Source organism: Hydrogenophaga sp. PML113 (assembly GCF_001777155.1).
GTDB classification, from domain to species: domain Bacteria; phylum Pseudomonadota; class Gammaproteobacteria; order Burkholderiales; family Burkholderiaceae_C; genus Hydrogenophaga; species Hydrogenophaga borbori.
In genome coordinates this window covers 59,015-75,784 of record NZ_MIYM01000009.1, presented here as the reverse complement: position 1 = coordinate 75,784, position 16,770 = coordinate 59,015, and the positions used below count along the sequence as shown (strand labels likewise).

11 protein-coding genes and 1 riboswitch are annotated in these 16,770 nt (G+C 70.6%); of the genes, 5 read left to right on the top strand and 6 right to left on the bottom strand.

Going from position 1 to position 16,770, the window contains the following annotated elements; genetic code table 11:
- Nucleotides 1–13: 13 nt before the first annotated feature.
- Entirely contained in the window at nt 14–5,923 is a 5,910-nt protein-coding gene (gene uvrA / locus BHU06_RS16995; RefSeq protein ID WP_254668195.1) for an excinuclease ABC subunit UvrA, read from the top strand.
- Between the two features lie 175 nt (nt 5,924–6,098).
- Nucleotides 6,099–6,956, top strand: coding sequence for a hypothetical protein (locus BHU06_RS16990; RefSeq protein ID WP_217494353.1), 858 nt, complete (start codon nt 6,099–6,101; stop codon nt 6,954–6,956).
- 19 nt (nt 6,957–6,975) lie between these two features.
- Here the strand turns inward: BHU06_RS16990 and BHU06_RS16985 are convergent, their stop codons facing one another.
- A complete protein-coding gene (locus tag BHU06_RS16985) occupies nt 6,976–7,434 on the bottom strand; it encodes an Lrp/AsnC family transcriptional regulator (protein ID WP_070400402.1) in 459 nt (152 codons plus the stop codon).
- Between the two features lie 111 nt (nt 7,435–7,545).
- Here BHU06_RS16985 and mdeB point away from each other — a divergent pair, with 111 nt between their 5' ends.
- Nucleotides 7,546–10,128: an alpha-ketoglutarate dehydrogenase gene (gene mdeB / locus BHU06_RS16980; protein WP_070400401.1), complete on the top strand. Its 2,583-nt coding sequence runs from the start codon at nt 7,546–7,548 to the stop codon at nt 10,126–10,128.
- A 32-nt stretch (nt 10,129–10,160) separates the two neighbouring features.
- Here mdeB and BHU06_RS16975 read toward each other — a convergent pair whose 3' ends face one another.
- Nucleotides 10,161–10,655: a hypothetical protein gene (locus tag BHU06_RS16975; protein WP_070400400.1), complete on the bottom strand. Its 495-nt coding sequence runs from the start codon at nt 10,653–10,655 to the stop codon at nt 10,161–10,163.
- 230 nt (nt 10,656–10,885) lie between these two features.
- Here BHU06_RS16975 and BHU06_RS16970 point away from each other — a divergent pair, with 230 nt between their 5' ends.
- Entirely contained in the window at nt 10,886–11,227 is a 342-nt protein-coding gene (locus tag BHU06_RS16970; protein WP_070400399.1) for a hypothetical protein, read from the top strand.
- Between the two features lie 60 nt (nt 11,228–11,287).
- Here BHU06_RS16970 and BHU06_RS16965 read toward each other — a convergent pair whose 3' ends face one another.
- From BHU06_RS16965 to BHU06_RS16950, 4 genes are all read right to left on the bottom strand, one after another.
- Entirely contained in the window at nt 11,288–11,668 is a 381-nt protein-coding gene (locus BHU06_RS16965; RefSeq protein ID WP_070400398.1) for a hypothetical protein, read from the bottom strand.
- Between the two features lie 87 nt (nt 11,669–11,755).
- On the bottom strand, nt 11,756–12,922 hold the full coding sequence (locus BHU06_RS16960) for a hypothetical protein (RefSeq protein ID WP_070400397.1): 1,167 nt from the start codon (nt 12,920–12,922) through the stop codon (nt 11,756–11,758).
- A 129-nt stretch (nt 12,923–13,051) separates the two neighbouring features.
- Nucleotides 13,052–14,278 (bottom strand): MFS transporter, encoded by a 1,227-nt coding sequence (locus BHU06_RS16955; protein ID WP_070400396.1) that lies wholly within the window; start codon nt 14,276–14,278, stop codon nt 13,052–13,054.
- Nucleotides 14,275–15,075, bottom strand: a complete 801-nt coding sequence (locus BHU06_RS16950; protein ID WP_070400395.1) for an HAD-IIB family hydrolase — start codon at nt 15,073–15,075, stop codon at nt 14,275–14,277. The genes BHU06_RS16955 and BHU06_RS16950 overlap by 4 nt, the downstream gene beginning before the upstream one ends.
- A gap of 95 nt (nt 15,076–15,170) precedes the next feature.
- Nucleotides 15,171–15,262, top strand: a riboswitch (S-adenosyl-L-homocysteine riboswitch).
- A 65-nt stretch (nt 15,263–15,327) separates the two neighbouring features.
- On the opposite strand from BHU06_RS16950, the gene ahcY reads away from it, so the two are divergent.
- Nucleotides 15,328–16,758 (top strand): adenosylhomocysteinase, encoded by a 1,431-nt coding sequence (ahcY, locus tag BHU06_RS16945; RefSeq protein ID WP_070400394.1) that lies wholly within the window; start codon nt 15,328–15,330, stop codon nt 16,756–16,758.
- Nucleotides 16,759–16,770: the final 12 nt, after the last annotated feature.

Here is a 16,770-nt window from a genome sequence, read left to right as displayed (position 1 = left end):
TCAGGAGCCCTGCATGTCCGACGATCGCCGCCCCGACCTCTCCACCCCGGCCGAACCCGATGAACGGGCGGCCGATGGGGGCGGCGCCGAGGGCCTGATCCGCATCCGCGGCGCGCGCCAGCACAACCTCAAAGGCCTGGACCTGGACATCCGCACCGGCGAACTGACCGTGGTGACCGGGCCCAGTGGTTCGGGCAAGTCCAGCCTGGTGTTCGACACCCTGTTCGCCGAGGGCCAGCGGCGCTACGTGGAAACCTTCAGCGCCTACGCGCGGCAGTTCCTGGACCGCATGGACAAGCCGGCGGTGGACCGCGTGGAGGGCGTGCCGCCCGCGATCGCCATCGACCAGACCAACCCGGTGCGGTCCTCGCGCTCGACCGTGGGCACCATGACCGAGCTCAACGACCACCTCAAGCTGCTGTTCGCGCGCGGCGCCGAGCTGTTCGACCGCGAGACCGCGCTGCCGGTGCGGCACGACTCGCCCGAGACCATCGCGGCCGAGCTGCGGCGGCGCAGTGAGGCGCAAGGCAATCCGCGCCTGGTGCTCACCTTCCCGGTGGAGCTGCCCGCCAACACCACGCCCGAGGAAATCGAGCAGTGGCTTTCGGCCAGCGGCTACACCCGCGTGCAGGCCGAGCGCACCGTGCAGCGCGAGGCGAAGGAAGAGGCGCCCGCCGCCAAAGGGGCGAAGAAGGCCAAGCCGGTGATCGAGGCCGTGAAGCTGCTCGATGTGGTGGCCGACCGTTTCCGTGTCGCCGGCGCCGAACCCGCACGCGTGATGGAGGCCATCGAGACCGGCCTCAAGCGCGGCGGCGGCCGGCTCACCGTGTACGTCCTGAAGGACGAGGGTGAGCCCGAGATCTGGAAATTTTCGACCGGCCTGCACTGCCCCGAGAGCGACATCCGCTACAGCGAGCCCGCGCCGTCCATGTTCTCGTTCAACTCGCCGGTGGGCGCCTGCGACAGCTGCCGCGGCTTCGGCCGCGTGATCGGCGTCGACTACGGCCTGGTGATCCCGAACGACAAGCTCACGCTGCGCAACGGCGCCATCAAGGTGTTCCAGACGCCGGCCTGGAAGGAATGCCAGGACGACCTGATGCGCCACGCCGAGGCGGCCGGCATTCCGCGCGACACGCCCTGGGCCAAGCTCACGCCCGAGCAGCAGGCCTGGGTGAAGAACGGTTCGCCACAGTGGAACGGCAAGTGGAACCAGCACTGGTATGGCGTGGGCCGCTTCTTCGAGTACCTGGAAAGCAAGGCCTACAAGATGCACATCCGCGTGCTCTTGTCCAAGTACCGCAGCTACACCGAGTGCCCGGTGTGCCGCGGCGCGCGCCTCAAGACCGACAGCCTGCTCTGGCGCGTGGGCACGGCGGCGCAGGCCGACGCGGTGCTGGCGCCGTCGCAGCGCTACCTGCCCGCCGGCGTGAAGTGGTCGCGCGCGCAACTCGAGGCGCTGCCCGGCCTGTGCCTGCACGACCTCATGCTCATGCCGCTGACGGACCTGCGGCGCTTCTTCGATTCCATCGTGCCCGCGCAGGCGGGCAGCACGGGTGAGCAGCAGGCGCTCAAGCTGCTGCTGGAAGAAATCAACACCCGCATCCGCTACCTCTGCGAGGTCGGCATCGGCTACCTCACGCTGGACCGGCAAAGCCGCACGCTCAGCGGTGGCGAGGTGCAGCGCATCAACCTCACCACGGCGCTGGGCACCTCGCTGGTCAATACGCTGTTCGTGCTCGACGAGCCCAGCATCGGCCTGCACCCGCGCGACATGGCGCGCATCGTCGACGCCATGAAGCGCCTGCGCGACGCCGGCAACACCCTGGTGGTGGTGGAGCACGACCCGGCCGTCATGCTCGCGGCCGACCGCCTGATCGACATGGGCCCCGGCCCGGGCGAGCGCGGCGGGCGCATCGTGTTCGACGGCACGCCGGCGCAGATCCGCTCGGCCGACACGCTCACCGGAGCCTACCTGGGCGCGCGCAAGACCATCGGCATGGGCTTCAAGCGCGCCGTCACCGACAGCACGCCGCGCCTCATCCTGGAAGGCGCGCGCGAGCACAACCTGAAGAACGTGTCGGTGGAGTTCCCGCTGCAGCGCCTCGTGGTGATCACCGGTGTGTCGGGCTCGGGCAAGTCCACGCTGATCCAGGATGTGCTGGCGCCCGCGCTCATGCGCCACTTCGGCCAGAGCACCGAATCGCCCGGCGCGCACGACCGCCTGCTCGGCGCCGAGCAGCTGGCCGACGTGGTCTTCGTCGACCAATCGCCCATCGGCAAGACCGCGCGCTCCAACCCGGTGAGCTACGTCGGCGCCTGGGACGCCATCCGCGCGCTGTTCGCCGACGCGCCGCTGGCGCGCCAGCGCAGCTACACGCCGGCCAAGTTCAGCTTCAACAGCGGCGACGGCCGCTGCCCCACCTGTGGCGGCTCGGGCTTCGAGCACGTGGAGATGCAGTTCCTCTCCGACGTCTACCTTCGCTGCCCCGATTGCGACGGCAAGCGCTACCGGCCCGAAATCCTGGAGGTGAAGATCGACCGCGGCGGCCGGATGCTGAGCGTGGCCGACACGCTGGAGCTCACCGTCAACGAAGCGGCCCAGCTGTTCGCGCACGACCGCGAGGTGATCCGCGCGCTGCAGCCCATCGTGGACGTGGGCCTGGAGTACGTGAAGCTGGGCCAGCCCGTGCCCACGCTCTCGGGCGGCGAGGCGCAGCGCCTCAAGCTCGCGGGCTTCCTGGCCGAGGCCGCCAAGTCCGCGAGCGCCAGCCGCCAGGCCGTGTCGCGCAAGGGCACGCTGTTCCTGTTCGACGAGCCCACCACCGGCCTGCACTTCGACGACATCGCCAAGCTCATGCGCTCGCTGCGCAAGCTGTTGGACGCCGGCCACTCGCTGGTGGTGATCGAACACAACCTGGACGTGATCCGCGCCGCCGACTGGCTGGTCGACCTGGGTCCCGAGGGCGGCGCGGGCGGCGGCGCCGTGGTGGCCGAGGGCCCGCCCGAGCAGGTGCGCGAGCACCCCACGAGCCACACCGCGCTGGCCTTGCGCGAGTACGCGGCGGCCATGGACCCGGTGCACGCGGTGGGCGAGGCGCCGGCGCCGTACCGCGCGCGCGCCACCGCGCGCCGCGCGCCGCGCGACGAAGCCATCCGCATCGTCAACGCCAAGGAGCACAACCTCAAGCAGCTCAGCGTGGACATCCCGCGCGGCAAGTTCAACGTCATCTCGGGCGTGAGCGGTTCGGGCAAGAGCACGCTGGCCTTTGACATCCTGTTCAACGAAGGCCAGCGCCGCTACCTGGAAAGCCTCAACGCCTACGCGCGCAGCATCGTGCAGCCGGCGGGCCGGCCCGAGGTGGACGCGGTGTACGGCATCCCGCCCACGGTGGCCATCGAGCAGCGCCTGTCGCGCGGCGGGCGCAAGAGCACGGTGGGCACCACCACCGAGGTCTGGCATTTCCTGCGCCTGCTCTACGTGAAGCTGGGCACCCAGCACTGCGTGCACGACGGCGCGGCCGTGAAGCCGCAGAGTGCCGACAGCATCGCGGCCGCCATCCTGCGCAAGCACGCGGGCCGGCACGTGGGCCTGCTGGCGCCGCTGGTGGTCAACCGCAAGGGCGTGTACACCGAACTGGCCGACTGGGCGCGCCCGCGCGGCTTCAGCCACCTGCGCGTGGACGGCGACTTCCTGCCCACCACCGGCTTCCCGCGCATCGACCGCTTCAAGGAACACACCATCGAACTGCCGGTGGCCGATTTCGTGGTGAACCCGGCCGACGAGGCGCAGCTGCGCCGCGAACTGGCGAAGGCGCTGGAGCACGGCAAGGGCATCCTGCACCTGCTGCACCCGCTCGACGGACTGAAAGAGGCCATCGCCGAGGGCCGCCCCACGCGCGACATCGGCGCCGTGGAGGTGTTCAGCACCGCGCGCGCCTGCCCGGTGTGCAGCACCAGCTACCCCGAGCTGGACCCGCGCCTGTTCTCCTACAACAGCAAGCACGGCTGGTGCCCCGACTGCGTGGGCACGGGCGTGAAACTCTCGCGCGAGCAGCGCAAGGCGCTCGACGATTCGGTGCGCGACGCCGACGAAAAAGGCCGCGAACAGAGCTTCGCCGAGCCCGAGGTGGAAGGCGTGGGCGACGAGGCCTGCCCGACCTGCGAAGGCTCGCGCCTCAATGCGCAGGCGCGCGCCGTGCGCTTCGGCGGTGTGGCCATCACCGATATCGCGCGCCTGTCGGTGAGCGAGGTGCGGCAATGGGTGCGCGGTCTCATGGACGGGGCGGCGGTCGATCCGGCGCCGGGCCGCCCCCAGCCGGATCAGCCCCCTCAGGGGGCAGCGACCCGCGCCAGCGGCGCAGCGTGGGGGCCGCTGTCCGCACGCGAGGTCGATATCGCGCGCGACCTGCTGCCCGAGATCGAGAGCCGCCTGGCCTTCCTGGAGCAGGTGGGCCTGAACTACCTCACCCTGGACCGTGGCGCGCCCACGCTCAGCGGCGGCGAGGCGCAGCGCATCCGCCTGGCGGCCCAGCTCGGCAGCCATTTGCAGGGCGTGTGCTACGTGCTCGACGAGCCCACCATCGGCCTGCACCCGCGCGACAACCAGATCCTGCTCGACGCGCTGCACCAGCTCGGCCACCAGGGCAACACCCTGGTGGTGGTGGAGCACGACGAGGACACCATCCGCCGCGCCGACCACGTCATCGACATCGGCCCCAGCGCCGGCAAGCGCGGCGGTCGTGTGGTGGCGCAGGGCTCGGTGGCGGACCTGTCGGCCAACCCCGAATCGGTGACCGGCCGCTACCTGCTGCACGCCATGAAGCACCCGCTGCAGGCGCGCCGCGCCATGCCGGCGGACATGGACGCGCTCGACCTGCGCGGCGCCGCGCTGCACAACCTGCAGCGGCTCGACGTGAAGGTGCCGCTCAAGCGCCTGGTGGTGGTCACCGGCGTGAGCGGTTCCGGCAAGAGCACGCTCGCGCGCGACGTGCTGCTCACCAACGTCGCGGCGGCGGTGTCCATGCGCGCCACGGCGGCCGGCAAGAAGGCCTGGGAGAAGGGCGAGCGGCCCGCCTGGTCGGGCTGCGAACGCCTGATCGGCAGCGAGGCCGTGGACCGCGTGCTCGAGGTGGACCAGACGCCCATCGGCAAGACGCCGCGCTCCTGCCCGGCCACCTACATCGGTTTCTGGGACACGGTGCGCAAGCTCTTCGCCGATACCCTGGAGGCCAAGGCGCGCGGCTACGGTCCGGGCCGCTTCAGCTTCAACACCGGCGAAGGCCGCTGCCCCAGCTGCGAAGGCCAGGGCGTGCGCACCATCGAGATGAGCTTCCTGCCCGACGTGAAGGTGCCCTGCGAAACCTGCCACGGCGCGCGCTTCAACCCCGAGACCCTGGCCGTCACCTGGAAGGGCAAGAGCATCGGCGACGTGCTGCAGATGGAGGTGGACGAGGCGGTGGAGTTCTTCGCCTCCATGCCCGCCATCGCCCACCCGCTGCAGCTGCTCAAGGACGTGGGCCTGGGTTACCTCACGCTGGGCCAGCCCTCGCCCACCCTGTCGGGCGGCGAGGCGCAGCGCATCAAGCTCGTCACCGAACTGAGCAAGGTGCGCGACGAGGTGGGCCGGCGCGGCCAGAAGGCACCGCACACGCTCTACGTGCTGGACGAACCCACGGTGGGCCTGCACATGGCCGACGTGGAGAAGCTGATCCGCGTGCTGCACCGCCTGGTGGACGGTGGCCACAGCGTGGTGGTGATCGAGCACGACCTGGACGTCATGGCCGAGGCCGACTGGATCATCGACCTGGGCCCCGAGGGGGGCGCCGGCGGGGGCCGCGTGGTGGCTGCCGCCGCGCCCGAAGCCGTGGTGGCCGCGGGCACGCACACGGGCAAGGTGCTGGGGCCGGTGCTGGCGCGGGGGTGAGAGGCTGCGCCCCGGCACAGGGTTTCTTGAGGAGCGGACCGCCTGCCGCCGGCTACTCAGGCGCGGTTGTCCACCTCCAGCCGCGCCCATGAAAAAAGAGTCCATTGGCCACCGTTTCCGGGCCTTGTCCGCCGGGGCGGGGGCGCTGCAGCGCCGCCCTCGATCCGAGGGCCCCTTGCCCACCGACCCCGCCAATCTGGATGCCTTCCTGACCGCAGCCCTCATCCAGGACGATCCTGCTCCCCTGCTGCAGCTCGTTGGGCAGGTGTTGCGCGAGCCAGCGCAGGAAGGGCGGGTTCTCTACCTGAGGGACAAGGCGCCGAAGTGGTCCGCCACGGAAAACCTCGGCCGTGAAACCCCGCACCAGACGAGGCTCTGCCGCTGGAACGCGATTCACAAAGCCCAGCAGATCGGCCGCCAGTTTCTTGTGCCGCCGCATGAGTCTTGGGCGGTGCAGGAGGCCGCTCAGGGCCTGATGTCGCTGTGCGAGGCCAAGGACACGCGCCAGTACGGGCTGACGGCCACGGAGACGCTGCGCCAGCACCTGCTGGTGTTGCACATGGCCTACGTGACCCTGCACCACGAGCCGCCCCTGCCGACCAGCGGGTCGCCGAAGAAAAAGAAGGGCGTCGCGCCCCTGCTCCCCGCCTTCCCCGCCAGGGTGGAGCCGCCGGTCGAGGATGCGCCCGTGAGCGTGTCCCGGCGCATGCGCCAGCCCGACGCCAGCCGCCCTTCGTCGGGCAGGTCCTCGCCGACCAAGCCGCGCGTGACCGTGCGGTTCAAGTCGTCGGACAGCATGGGCGCGCTGGAGGTCGAGCGCGACGAGCCGCTTCGGGCGCGCCCGGGGTCCAGCACGCCGCCGTACGCCAAGCGGTACGGCAGCGGAGGTTCGCGCCGCACCAGCGGCGATGCCTCGGTCCCATTCCTTCCCGCGGCCACACCCAGGGACCGGAGCCCGGTCCTGGGGCCGCCCGTCGAGAAGCGTCAGGCCCTCAGTGGAGAGGCGCCCACGGCGGACACCCGCGAGCATTGAGCGCTCGTCGGCGGTGCGGTCAGGACGGCAGCGGCAGCGCGGTCTTGTAGCGCACCTGCTTGAGCGCGAAGCCCGAGCGGATTTTTTCCACCTCGGGCATGGGCGAGAGGCGTTCGAGGATGAAGCGCTCCAGCGCGCCGATGTCGGGCACCACCACGCGCAGCAGGTAGTCGGAGTCGCCCGTCATCAGGTAGCACTCCATCACCTCGTCGAGGTCGGCGATGCGCTGCTCGAAACGCGCCAGGGCCTCCTTGCTCTGCGTGGTCAGGCTGATGCTGATGAACACGTTGAGCCCCAAACCCAGGCGCGCCGCGTCGGCCAGGGCCACGTACTGGCGGATCACGCCCGATTGCTCCAGCGCCTTCACGCGCGCCAGGCAGGGCGAGGGCGAGAGGCCCACGCGCTGGGCCAGGGCCACGTTGGACAGGGAGCCGTCGCGTTGCAGCTCGTCGAGAATCCGGCGATCAAGGGCGTCCATGGCGGTTTGTGCTGTCAGTTGATGAAATGGCGGCATTATTTGCTGTCGCCGGGACAGGTGGCGAGCGTTTCGGCAGCACATGCCGGGGCTGCGGGGCTAGAGTGCCCCGCCATGAACCCCCACGACCTCATCTCCCAGGACCCGGACCCGCAGGAAACCGCCGAGTGGCAGGAAGCCTTCCTGTCGCTGCTGCAGACCCAGGGGCCCGCGCGCGCCCGCCAGATGCTCGATGGGTTGGTGGCGCTGGCGCGGCGCGAGCGCGTGGGCTGGCGGCCGCGGTTGAACACGCCCTACGTGAACACCATCGCGGCCGAGCAGCAGCCCCCGTTCCCGGGCGACCTCGCCATCGAGGAGCGCCTGGCCTCGCTGATGCGCTGGAACGCCCTGGCCATGGTGGTGCGCGCCAACCAGGCCCACGGCGAGCTGGGCGGGCACATCGCCAGCTACGCCAGCGCGGCCGACCTGTTCGAGACCGGCTTCAACCACTTCTTTCGCGCGCGCAGCGAATCGCACGGCGGCGACCTGGTGTTCTTCCAGCCGCACAGCGCGCCCGGCGTGTACGCGCGCGCCTTTCTCGACGGTCGCCTGAGCGAGCGCGACCTCATGCACTACCGCCAGGAGATCGCCGCGCCCGGCCAGGGGGCGCGCGGGCTGTCCAGCTACCCGCACCCCTGGCTCATGCCCGACTTCTGGCAGTTCCCCACGGGCTCCATGGGCATCGGCCCCATCAGTTCGATCTACCACGCGCGCTTCATGCGCTACCTCGCGCACCGTGGCCTGCTGGACACCGGCGGGCGCACCGTGTGGGGTGTGTTCGGCGACGGCGAGATGGACGAGCCCGAGAGCATGAGCGCGCTCACCCTGGCCGCGCGCGAGACGCTCGACAACCTGGTGTGGGTGGTCAACTGCAACCTGCAGCGGCTGGACGGCCCGGTGCGTGGCAACGATCGCATCATCGACGAGCTGGAGCGCCTGTTCGCGGGCGCGGGCTGGAACGTCATCAAGCTGCTGTGGGGCAGCGACTGGGACGGCCTGTTCGCGCGCGATCCCGGCGGTGCGCTGGCGCAGGCCCTGGGCGACACGGTGGACGGCCAGATGCAGACCTTCGCCGCCAAGGACGGCCGCTTCAACCGCGAGAATTTCTTCGGCCAGAACCCGGCGCTGGCCGCGCTGGTGCAGGGCCTGAGCGACGAGCAGATCGATCGCCTCAAGCGCGGCGGGCACGACCTGGTGAAGATCCACGCCGCCTACGCCGCCGCCGTGGCGCACCGAGGCCAGCCCACGGTGATCCTGGCGCACACCAAGAAGGGCTACGGCATGGGCGCGGCCGGCCAGGGCCGCATGACCACGCACAGCCAGAAGAAGCTCGACGCCGACGAGCTGCTGGCCTTTCGCGACCGCTTCGCGCTACCGCTGAGCGACGAGCAGGCCACGGGCCTGGCCTTCTACAAGCCGGCCGAAGACAGCGCCGAGCTGCGCTACCTGCGCGAACGCCGCGCCGCCCTGGGCGGCGCCCTGCCGCGGCGCGAGACCGCGTGCCAGCCGGTGCCCGTGCCCGCTGTCGAGGCCTATGCGGGCTTTGCGCTGAACGCTGGCGGCAAGGAGATGAGCACCACCATGGCCTTCGTGCGGTTGCTGGGCAACCTGCTCAAGGACAGCGCGCTGGGCCCGCGCATCGTGCCCATCGTGGCCGACGAGGCGCGCACCTTCGGTATGGCCAACCTGTTCAAGCAGGTCGGCATCTACAGCAGCGTGGGCCAGCGCTACGCGCCGGAGGACATCGGCTCGGTGCTGAGCTACCGCGAGGCGCTGGACGGGCAGATCCTGGAGGAGGGCATCAGCGAGGCCGGCGCCATCGCCAGCTGGACGGCCGCGGCCACCAGCTACAGCGTGCACGGCCTGGCCATGCTGCCCTTCTACATCTACTACTCGATGTTCGGCTTCCAGCGCGTGGGCGATGCCATCTGGGCCGCGGCCGACCAGCGCGCGCGCGGCTTCCTGCTGGGCGCCACCTCGGGCCGCACCACCCTGGGCGGCGAGGGCCTGCAGCACCAGGACGGCAGCAGCCACCTGGTGGCCGCGACCATCCCCAACTGCAAGGCCTACGACCCGGCCTTCGCTGGCGAGCTGGCGCTCATCGTCGACGCCGGCCTGCGCGAGATGCTGGTGGCGCAGCGCGACGTTTTCTACTACCTCACGCTGATGAACCAGAACTACGCCCAGCCCGACCTGCCAGCCTCGGCGCGCGAGGGCGTGCTAAAGGGTGGCTACGTCTTCGGCCGCGTCGGGCCGGTGGACGGCGCGCCGCTCACGCTGCTGGGCTCGGGCGCCATCCTCACCGAGGTGCAAGGCGCGGCCGAGCGGCTGGCGCAGCAAGGGTTTTGCGTGCACCTGTGCAGCATCACCAGCTGGAGCGAACTCGCGCGCGAGGCCCAGGCCGCCGAGGCCGAGGGGCGAGACGCATGGTTGCACCAGATGCTGGCCGACACCGCCGGCCCGGTGCTGGCCGCCAGCGACTATGTGCGCGCCGTGCCCGAGGCGCTGCGCGCCTGGCTGCCGCCCGGCCGGGCCTACCGCACCCTGGGCACCGACGGCTTCGGCCGCAGCGACACGCGCGCGGCGCTGCGCGCGTTTTTCCAGGTGGACGCGGCCAGCATCGCCGAGGCGGCGCGGCGCGCAGGGGCGGCGGGCTGAAGGCCTTGCGGGTTCAACTGGCCGATCTTGATCTAAGGCAGCGCTTGGGTCACCGGATCGCCGGACGGTGAAGCGGCATTCAAGGCCACGCAGAGCGCCTGGGAGGCCTGGCGCAGTGCGGCGGTGTTGACCACGCCCTTCTTCTGTGCCGCCAAAAGATTCAACACGTTCTTGGCGGCCTCGGCGACCGGGGGTCGCTCTTCGTCTCGGCTCAGGATGGCATACATGGCATCGACGCGCTCGCGTGTCTGCCGATGGGCCTGGGTGTAGTTGACCGGCTTGAACACGTCCCGCAGGGACTGGTAAGCGGACCAGGCATTGGTGGCAAAGTGCTCGAGGCCGCCCTTCTTGTACCGGTGGATGTAGATGTAGTTGTTGCGGACCCCATGCTGGAGCACCACGTTGAAGGACGTGGCGGCGGCGGCTGCGGCCCGCCGTTCTTTCTTGCTGGGCGCCCGATTGTCTGGCGGGGGTGTGATGGGCTGGGCCGCGGTGCATTTGTGGTGCCAGCGGTCGGCGGAAGACATTCGGAGCATGGTCGGGACGGGCGTGGTGCCGGGCAGTCAGGAAGGTGCGGACTGAGTGCTCGGACCCGCTGCCGGGTTCCGGGCCTGGCCGAATGGCCGTTGGGCGCGTTGGCCTGTTGGCGTGCCGGTCTGATGGCGTGTCGGCCTGTTGGCGATGGCCCATCGCGCACAGCGTCGAACAGGCGCGATGATGCGGGGCCAGCGCCGCCGGCCGGCGTCCCTCGCCACCCATGCCCCTGCAAACCATCCACATCCACCCCGCCGCGCCGGCCAAGCCCGCGTGGGGCGCGCCCTGCAATGGCTGCGGCGTGTGCTGCCTGGCCGAGCCCTGCCCCTTGGGACGCGTGATATCGCGCCGTCGCACGGGCGCTTGCGACGCCCTGCGCTGGGACGGTGCGGCGGGCCTCTACCGCTGCGGCGCGATCAGCGACGCGCCAGGGGTGTTGGGCCCGCGCTGGGCCTGGGCAGCGCCGCTGCTGCGGCGCCTGGCGCGGCGCTGGATCGCCGCCGGCGTGGGCTGCGATGCGGCGATCGAGGTGGATCGGCCCGCGGCCAGGGGGCCTTTGGCCTAGCGCCCATCCGACGCCTCTTTTCGCCGCGGGGTCGAGGCGAGGGGGGGGCCGCGTCCGCGTTCAGCGCGCCAGCAGCACGCCCAGGCCCACCGCCAGCAGCACCGCCACCCCGATCAGCAAGCGCGTGCGCACGCGCAGCAGCTGCACCGCTTCCACCAGGCGCGCGTTCTGCTCGGCCAGCTCGCTCAGGGTCTGGGCCATCTGCTGCTGGGCGGTGGCCTGCTGGTCGATGAGCTGGCGCGCTTCGATCAGACGCTTGTGCAGTTCGCCCAGGCTGGGTGTTTCGGCGGCCGGGTCCAGGGGCGTGCCCACGGGCGGGGGGGCGCTGGGCGCTTTCTGTTTGTCGAGCAGCTTGCGCGCGGCCGCGAGCACCTTGGGCGCGTGTTCGATCACGTCGCCCCAGGGGATGATCTTCAGCGCGGCGATCCAGGGGATGGGCATGGGACTCCTTTCGGCCGGGGCGGGCGTGGGGCCCGGCCGGCGGCCTCAAGGATCGCATGGGGGCTTGTCACCATGCGGCACGCGGGCTCACTGCTCTTCGAGCAGGGGCTCGGGCCGGGTCGCCGGGGTGGGCGATGCCGGGTCCGCCGATGGCGACCCTGGCGTGGCTTGCGGTGTCGGCGGGGGCTGTTTGGCCCGAAGGCTGGGCCGTGGCATGCGCTGCTGCTTCAGCGGGGCTCTGGGGCTGGTCGGCTGAGGCTGGTCGGGCGAGGTGGGGCTGGTGGGCGTCGACTGGGACTTGCTGGTCCGCAGGCCGTCCTCCGGGATGGGCTCGACGTTCGACTTGGGTCGATCCGACTGGGCGGCTGGTGGGGAGGGCTCCCGGGAAGACCCCATGGCCGATGGCCTGTCCCGGCCCACAGGCAAGAGCGGCAGTTGCAGGGCGGGGGCGCTGGCGGGGGTGCGGGGCGATGAGATGGATTTTTCCGGGGGGAACATGAGGTCTTGAAGCTCGAGGAGCGCCTGCTCCCGTATCTGCTGCTGTTGCTCCAGGTACGTCTTTCGGATCGGGTTCAGGTTTTGTCGGGCGACCTGCTTGACCGGCAGCCGGGCCACCCGGTTGGTTTTGGGCTTTCTGGGCGTGCCGCCCGTGTTGGGGGGCGAGCCCTCCTCGCTGAGCGAGACCGCCGTTTGTGAGGCGGTGCTGCTCTCCTCGTCATCCGTCGATTGGTGCCGTGGCGATCTGTCCGTGTTCGATCGGGGCGTGTGCGCGGTCGGCTGCCGTGGCGTCGATGCCATCGAGCGCTGGCCGCTTTCCATCCGCTTCAGTTGCCGCAGCAGTTCGGGGGTGCAGGGCAGACCGAACACCTGGGTGCTGTCGCTGTTGCACAGCCTGTCGAGATCCCGGGCCGCTCGTTGGGCGTCGCGCGGCGCCGAAGACAGCTGGAGCCAGAAGGTGGTCAGGTCCTTCAGCTGCGCGGTGGCGCCCTGCTGCTGGGTCTGCTTGAGCTTGCGGGGCTGCGTGGCGCGGATCTGCGGGTCTTCGTGCCGAGAGTCGAACTTGGTGGTGATGTAAGGCTGCGCGGTCCGATCGGACGAGGGGGCGGTGGTCTTCAGGTAGAGCACCCGCGGCTGCTGGTCTTTTTCGGTCTTGGTCACCGCGGCCTCGACCACCTGGCGCAGGGGCGTCACCTGGGCCTGGCCGGGCAGCGCGGCATCGAGCTTGTATTGTTTGGGGTTGGAGCGGGGGATCATGGAGAGGGCGCGCGTGGCGCTGCGGAGTGGAAAACCCCTCTCGGTGGCGGCCGCCGCGGCGCGAAATCCTCAAGGACGCCTCTCCGACCGCGGCGCCGCCCGGCCGCTTCGTGCGATCGAAGCGCGAGCTCAGGCCGGCTGGCGCCGCAGCAGGAACACCCCCAGCAGCGCCACGCCCACCAGCAGCGCCGGGAAGCCCAGCGTGGGCGACCACTGCAGCGCCGCCGCGCCCAGCGCGGGCGCGAGCACGCCGCCCAGGGTGTAGCTCATCACCAGCACGGCCGTGCTGTTCACCAGGGTGATGCCCTGTTCGCGCGAGCCGATGTCGATCATCGCCAGCGTGTAGAGGCAGCCGCCCGCGCCGCCCCACACGAAGGCCACGGGCGCGGCCAGCCAGGGCGTGTTCGCGACGAAGGGGATCAGCAGCGTGCCGAGCAGTGTGATCCAGGCGCAGCCGCGCATGAGCAGGAGCCGCGCGGCGCGCTCGTCGCCCCAGCGCTGGCGCGGGTGGTGCGCCAGGCGGTCGGACAGCACGCCGGCGGGCAGCATCATGAGCGCGCTGCCCAGCCCGCTGGCCGAGACCAGCAGGGCCGAGACCACCGCGCCCAGGCCCAGGGCCAGGCCATACAGCGGCAGGATGGACGTGAGCCCGCTTTCGAAAAAGCCGCCGACGAAGCCCACCGTCATGATCAGCGGGTGCGCGGTCAGCGCGTGCCACACGCCGCCCAGGCCCACGCGGGCCTCGTGCGCGTCGGCCGCGGGCGGCACGCGCGGGATCAGCAGGCTCCAGGCCAGGCCGATGGCCATGCAGCCGAAGGCCAGCCAGATCGCGGTGTCGCTCTGCGGCCCCACCCAGGCCAGCATCAGCGGGCCGAGCACGAAGGTGACGCCGACCAGGGTTTCGAAGATGCCCACGTAGCGGCCACGCTGGCCGGGCGGCGCGAACTCCGCCACGATGGCCTCGGCCAGTACCCAGCGCAGGCCCGAGGCCATGCCGGCGATGAGCTTGAGCCCGAACCACAGCGGCAGCCAGGACGAGAGCGCGAAGCCCATGGTGGCCAGCGTGGGAATGAGCGCCGACAGCCACAGCGTGGGCCGCCTGCCCAGCGCGCGCGTGACGGACGAGGCGAAGGGCACCATGAGGAAGATGCCGAACCAGCCGCTGGCCGCGAACACGCCGGCCAGGGCGGTGGACTCGCCGCCGTCCTTCAGGCGCAGCAGCAGCAGGGGCGTGAGCATGAAGTAGCCCACGAGCTCGAAGAAGGTGGCGCCAAAGATGGCGACCAGGCCCAGGCGGGCGTGGGCCGGCGGCGCGGCGGGCGCTCGGCCGCCGGCGGGCAGCGGGAGTTCGCTCATGACTGGCCTCTGGCCGCGAGCACGGCCTCGGCCACGTCGGCGAAGCCCTGGCCGCGCTCGCGCGGCGCCACGTAGCGCGGGTGGTGCGCGAGCTGCGCCCAGAAGCGCGCGATGTTGGCCACGCCCACGCTGTGCGGGAAGCGCGCGAACATGGCGGCGTCGTTGGTGGAGTCACCCACGTAGACCCAGTGATCGATCTCGGCGTCGAGGTCGCGCCCCAGGCGCTCGCGCAGGATCCAGCGCGCGCCGCTGAGCTTGTCGTGCGCGCCGATCCAGCCATTGACATGGATGGAACTCACGGTGGCGGTGAGGCCTTCGTCCCGCAGGATGGCGAGCGCGCGCGCAATATCGGCTTCGCCCAGGTGCGCGTGCTCGCTGTGGTCGATGGCGATGTCGGTTTCGCGGCCCGCGCTGTCGGTGGCCAGGGTCGCCTGAGGCAGCTCGCGCAGCACGCGCGCGGCGGCGGCCCGCAGGCGGGTGAGGTTCGCGGCGCGGGTGGCCGCGTCCTGCGCATAGGCCTTGTGCAGGCGCCCGCCGTCGTTCCACAGCGCCACGGCGCCGTTCTCGGCCACGATGGCGTCGATCGGCCAGCTCAGCGCGAAGGGTTCGCTCCAGCCGGCCGGGCGGCCGGTGACGGCGAACACCGGCAGGCCGGCCGCGCGCAGGCGGTGCAGCGCCGCCCCCGCCTCGGGCGCCAGCGCGCCCTCGGCCGTGAGGGTGTCGTCGATGTCGGTGAGCACGCCATGGATGCGCGCGCGCTCGTGCGGGGGCCAATCGGCCAGCGGGGTGGGTTGCATGGAGGGGCGGCAGTTTCTCACAGGGGCCGCACCAGCGTGGTGCCACTGGGAGGGGATATCCCCACGCCAGAAAAGAGGCCGGGTAGAATCGCGCCCCATCCGAGGAGCGTTGCAGCGCCCCACCCGCACCGAGCGGGCCGCGGGCGTGAGGCTCGGACCCTTCAACCGGCAACCACGCTCATCCACTGCACGTGCGATGGGTTCCTTCATCTCCCTTCCTGTGCGGTGGCTTTCAACGTTTTGGAGCGCCACATGAATGCACGAATCAACCCCGCCGCCGACTGCGTGATCGCCGACATCGGCCTGGCCGACTGGGGCCGCAAAGAGATCAAGATCGCCGAGACCGAGATGCCCGGCCTCATGGCCATCCGCGAGGAGTACGCGGCCAAGCAGCCGCTCAAAGGCGCGCGCATCACCGGCTCGCTGCACATGACCATCCAGACCGCGGTGCTCATCGAGACGCTGCAAGCCCTGGGCGCGCAGGTGCGCTGGGCCTCGTGCAACATCTTCTCCACCCAGGATCACGCGGCCGCCGCCATCGCCGCCGCCGGCACGCCGGTCTTCGCCGTCAAGGGCGAGACCCTGGTCGACTACTGGGACTACACGCACCGCATCTTCGACTTCGGCGCCAAGGGCACGGAAGGCGAAGGCCCCAACATGATCCTGGACGACGGCGGCGATGCCACGCTGCTCATGCACCTGGGCAAGCAGGCCGAGAAAGACCGCTCGGTGCTGGCCAAGCCCGGCAGCGAGGAAGAGCGCATCCTGTTCGCGGCCATCAAGGCCAAGCTGGCCGAGGACGCCACCTGGTACAGCCGCAAGAGCGCGCAGATCATCGGCGTGACCGAGGAGACCACCACCGGCGTGCACCGCCTGAAGGAAATGTCGGCCAAGGGCTCGCTGATGTTCCGCGCCATCAACGTCAACGACTCGGTCACCAAGAGCAAATTCGACAACCTCTACGGCTGCCGCGAATCGCTGGTGGACGGCATCAAGCGCGCCACCGACGTGATGATCGCCGGCAAGGTGGCCGTGGTGGCCGGCTACGGCGACGTGGGCAAGGGCTCGGCCCAGGCGCTGCGCGCGCTGAGCGCCCAGGTGTGGGTGACCGAGATCGACCCCATCAACGCCCTGCAGGCCGCGATGGAAGGCTACCGCGTGGTGACCATGGAATACGCCGCCGACAAGGCCGACATCTTCGTCACCACCACCGGCAACCGCGACGTCATCACCTTCGAGCACATGGCCGCCATGAAGGACCAGGCCATCGTCTGCAACATCGGTCACTTCGACAACGAGATCCAGGTCGCCAAGCTGGAAGAGAAGTGCCAGTGGGAAGAGATCAAGCCCCAGGTGGATCACGTGATCTTCCCGGACGGCAAGAAGATCATCCTGCTCGCCAAGGGCCGGCTGGTGAACCTGGGCTGCGGCACCGGCCACCCCAGCTTCGTGATGTCTTCCAGCTTCGCGAACCAGACCATCGCACAGATCGAGCTGTTCACGCACCCCGAGGGCTACGACGTGGGCAAGGTCTACGTGCTGCCCAAGCACCTGGACGAGAAGGTGGCGCGTCTGCACCTGAAGAAGGTCGGCGCCCAGTTGACCGAGCTGAGCGACGAGCAGGCCGCCTACATCGGCGTGCCCAAGCAAGGCCCGTACAAGCCGGACACGTACCGGTATTGATCACCCCCGCCG

Excerpts from the sequence above, each read along its gene's own strand:
- uvrA (WP_254668195.1), top strand. The coding sequence starts at position 14 with ATGTCCGACGATCGCCGCCCCGACCTCTCCACCCCGGCCGAACCCGAT.
- BHU06_RS16985 (WP_070400402.1), bottom strand. The coding sequence starts at position 7,434 with ATGGACGCCCTTGATCGCCGGATTCTCGACGAGCTGCAACGCGACGGC.
- mdeB (WP_070400401.1), top strand. The coding sequence starts at position 7,546 with ATGAACCCCCACGACCTCATCTCCCAGGACCCGGACCCGCAGGAAACC.
- BHU06_RS16975 (WP_070400400.1), bottom strand. The coding sequence starts at position 10,655 with ATGTCTTCCGCCGACCGCTGGCACCACAAATGCACCGCGGCCCAGCCC.
- BHU06_RS16970 (WP_070400399.1), top strand. The coding sequence starts at position 10,886 with ATGCCCCTGCAAACCATCCACATCCACCCCGCCGCGCCGGCCAAGCCC.
- BHU06_RS16965 (WP_070400398.1), bottom strand. The coding sequence starts at position 11,668 with ATGCCCATCCCCTGGATCGCCGCGCTGAAGATCATCCCCTGGGGCGAC.
- BHU06_RS16960 (WP_070400397.1), bottom strand. The coding sequence starts at position 12,922 with ATGATCCCCCGCTCCAACCCCAAACAATACAAGCTCGATGCCGCGCTG.
- BHU06_RS16955 (WP_070400396.1), bottom strand. The coding sequence starts at position 14,278 with ATGAGCGAACTCCCGCTGCCCGCCGGCGGCCGAGCGCCCGCCGCGCCG.
- BHU06_RS16950 (WP_070400395.1), bottom strand. The coding sequence starts at position 15,075 with ATGCAACCCACCCCGCTGGCCGATTGGCCCCCGCACGAGCGCGCGCGC.
- ahcY (WP_070400394.1), top strand. The coding sequence starts at position 15,328 with ATGAATGCACGAATCAACCCCGCCGCCGACTGCGTGATCGCCGACATC.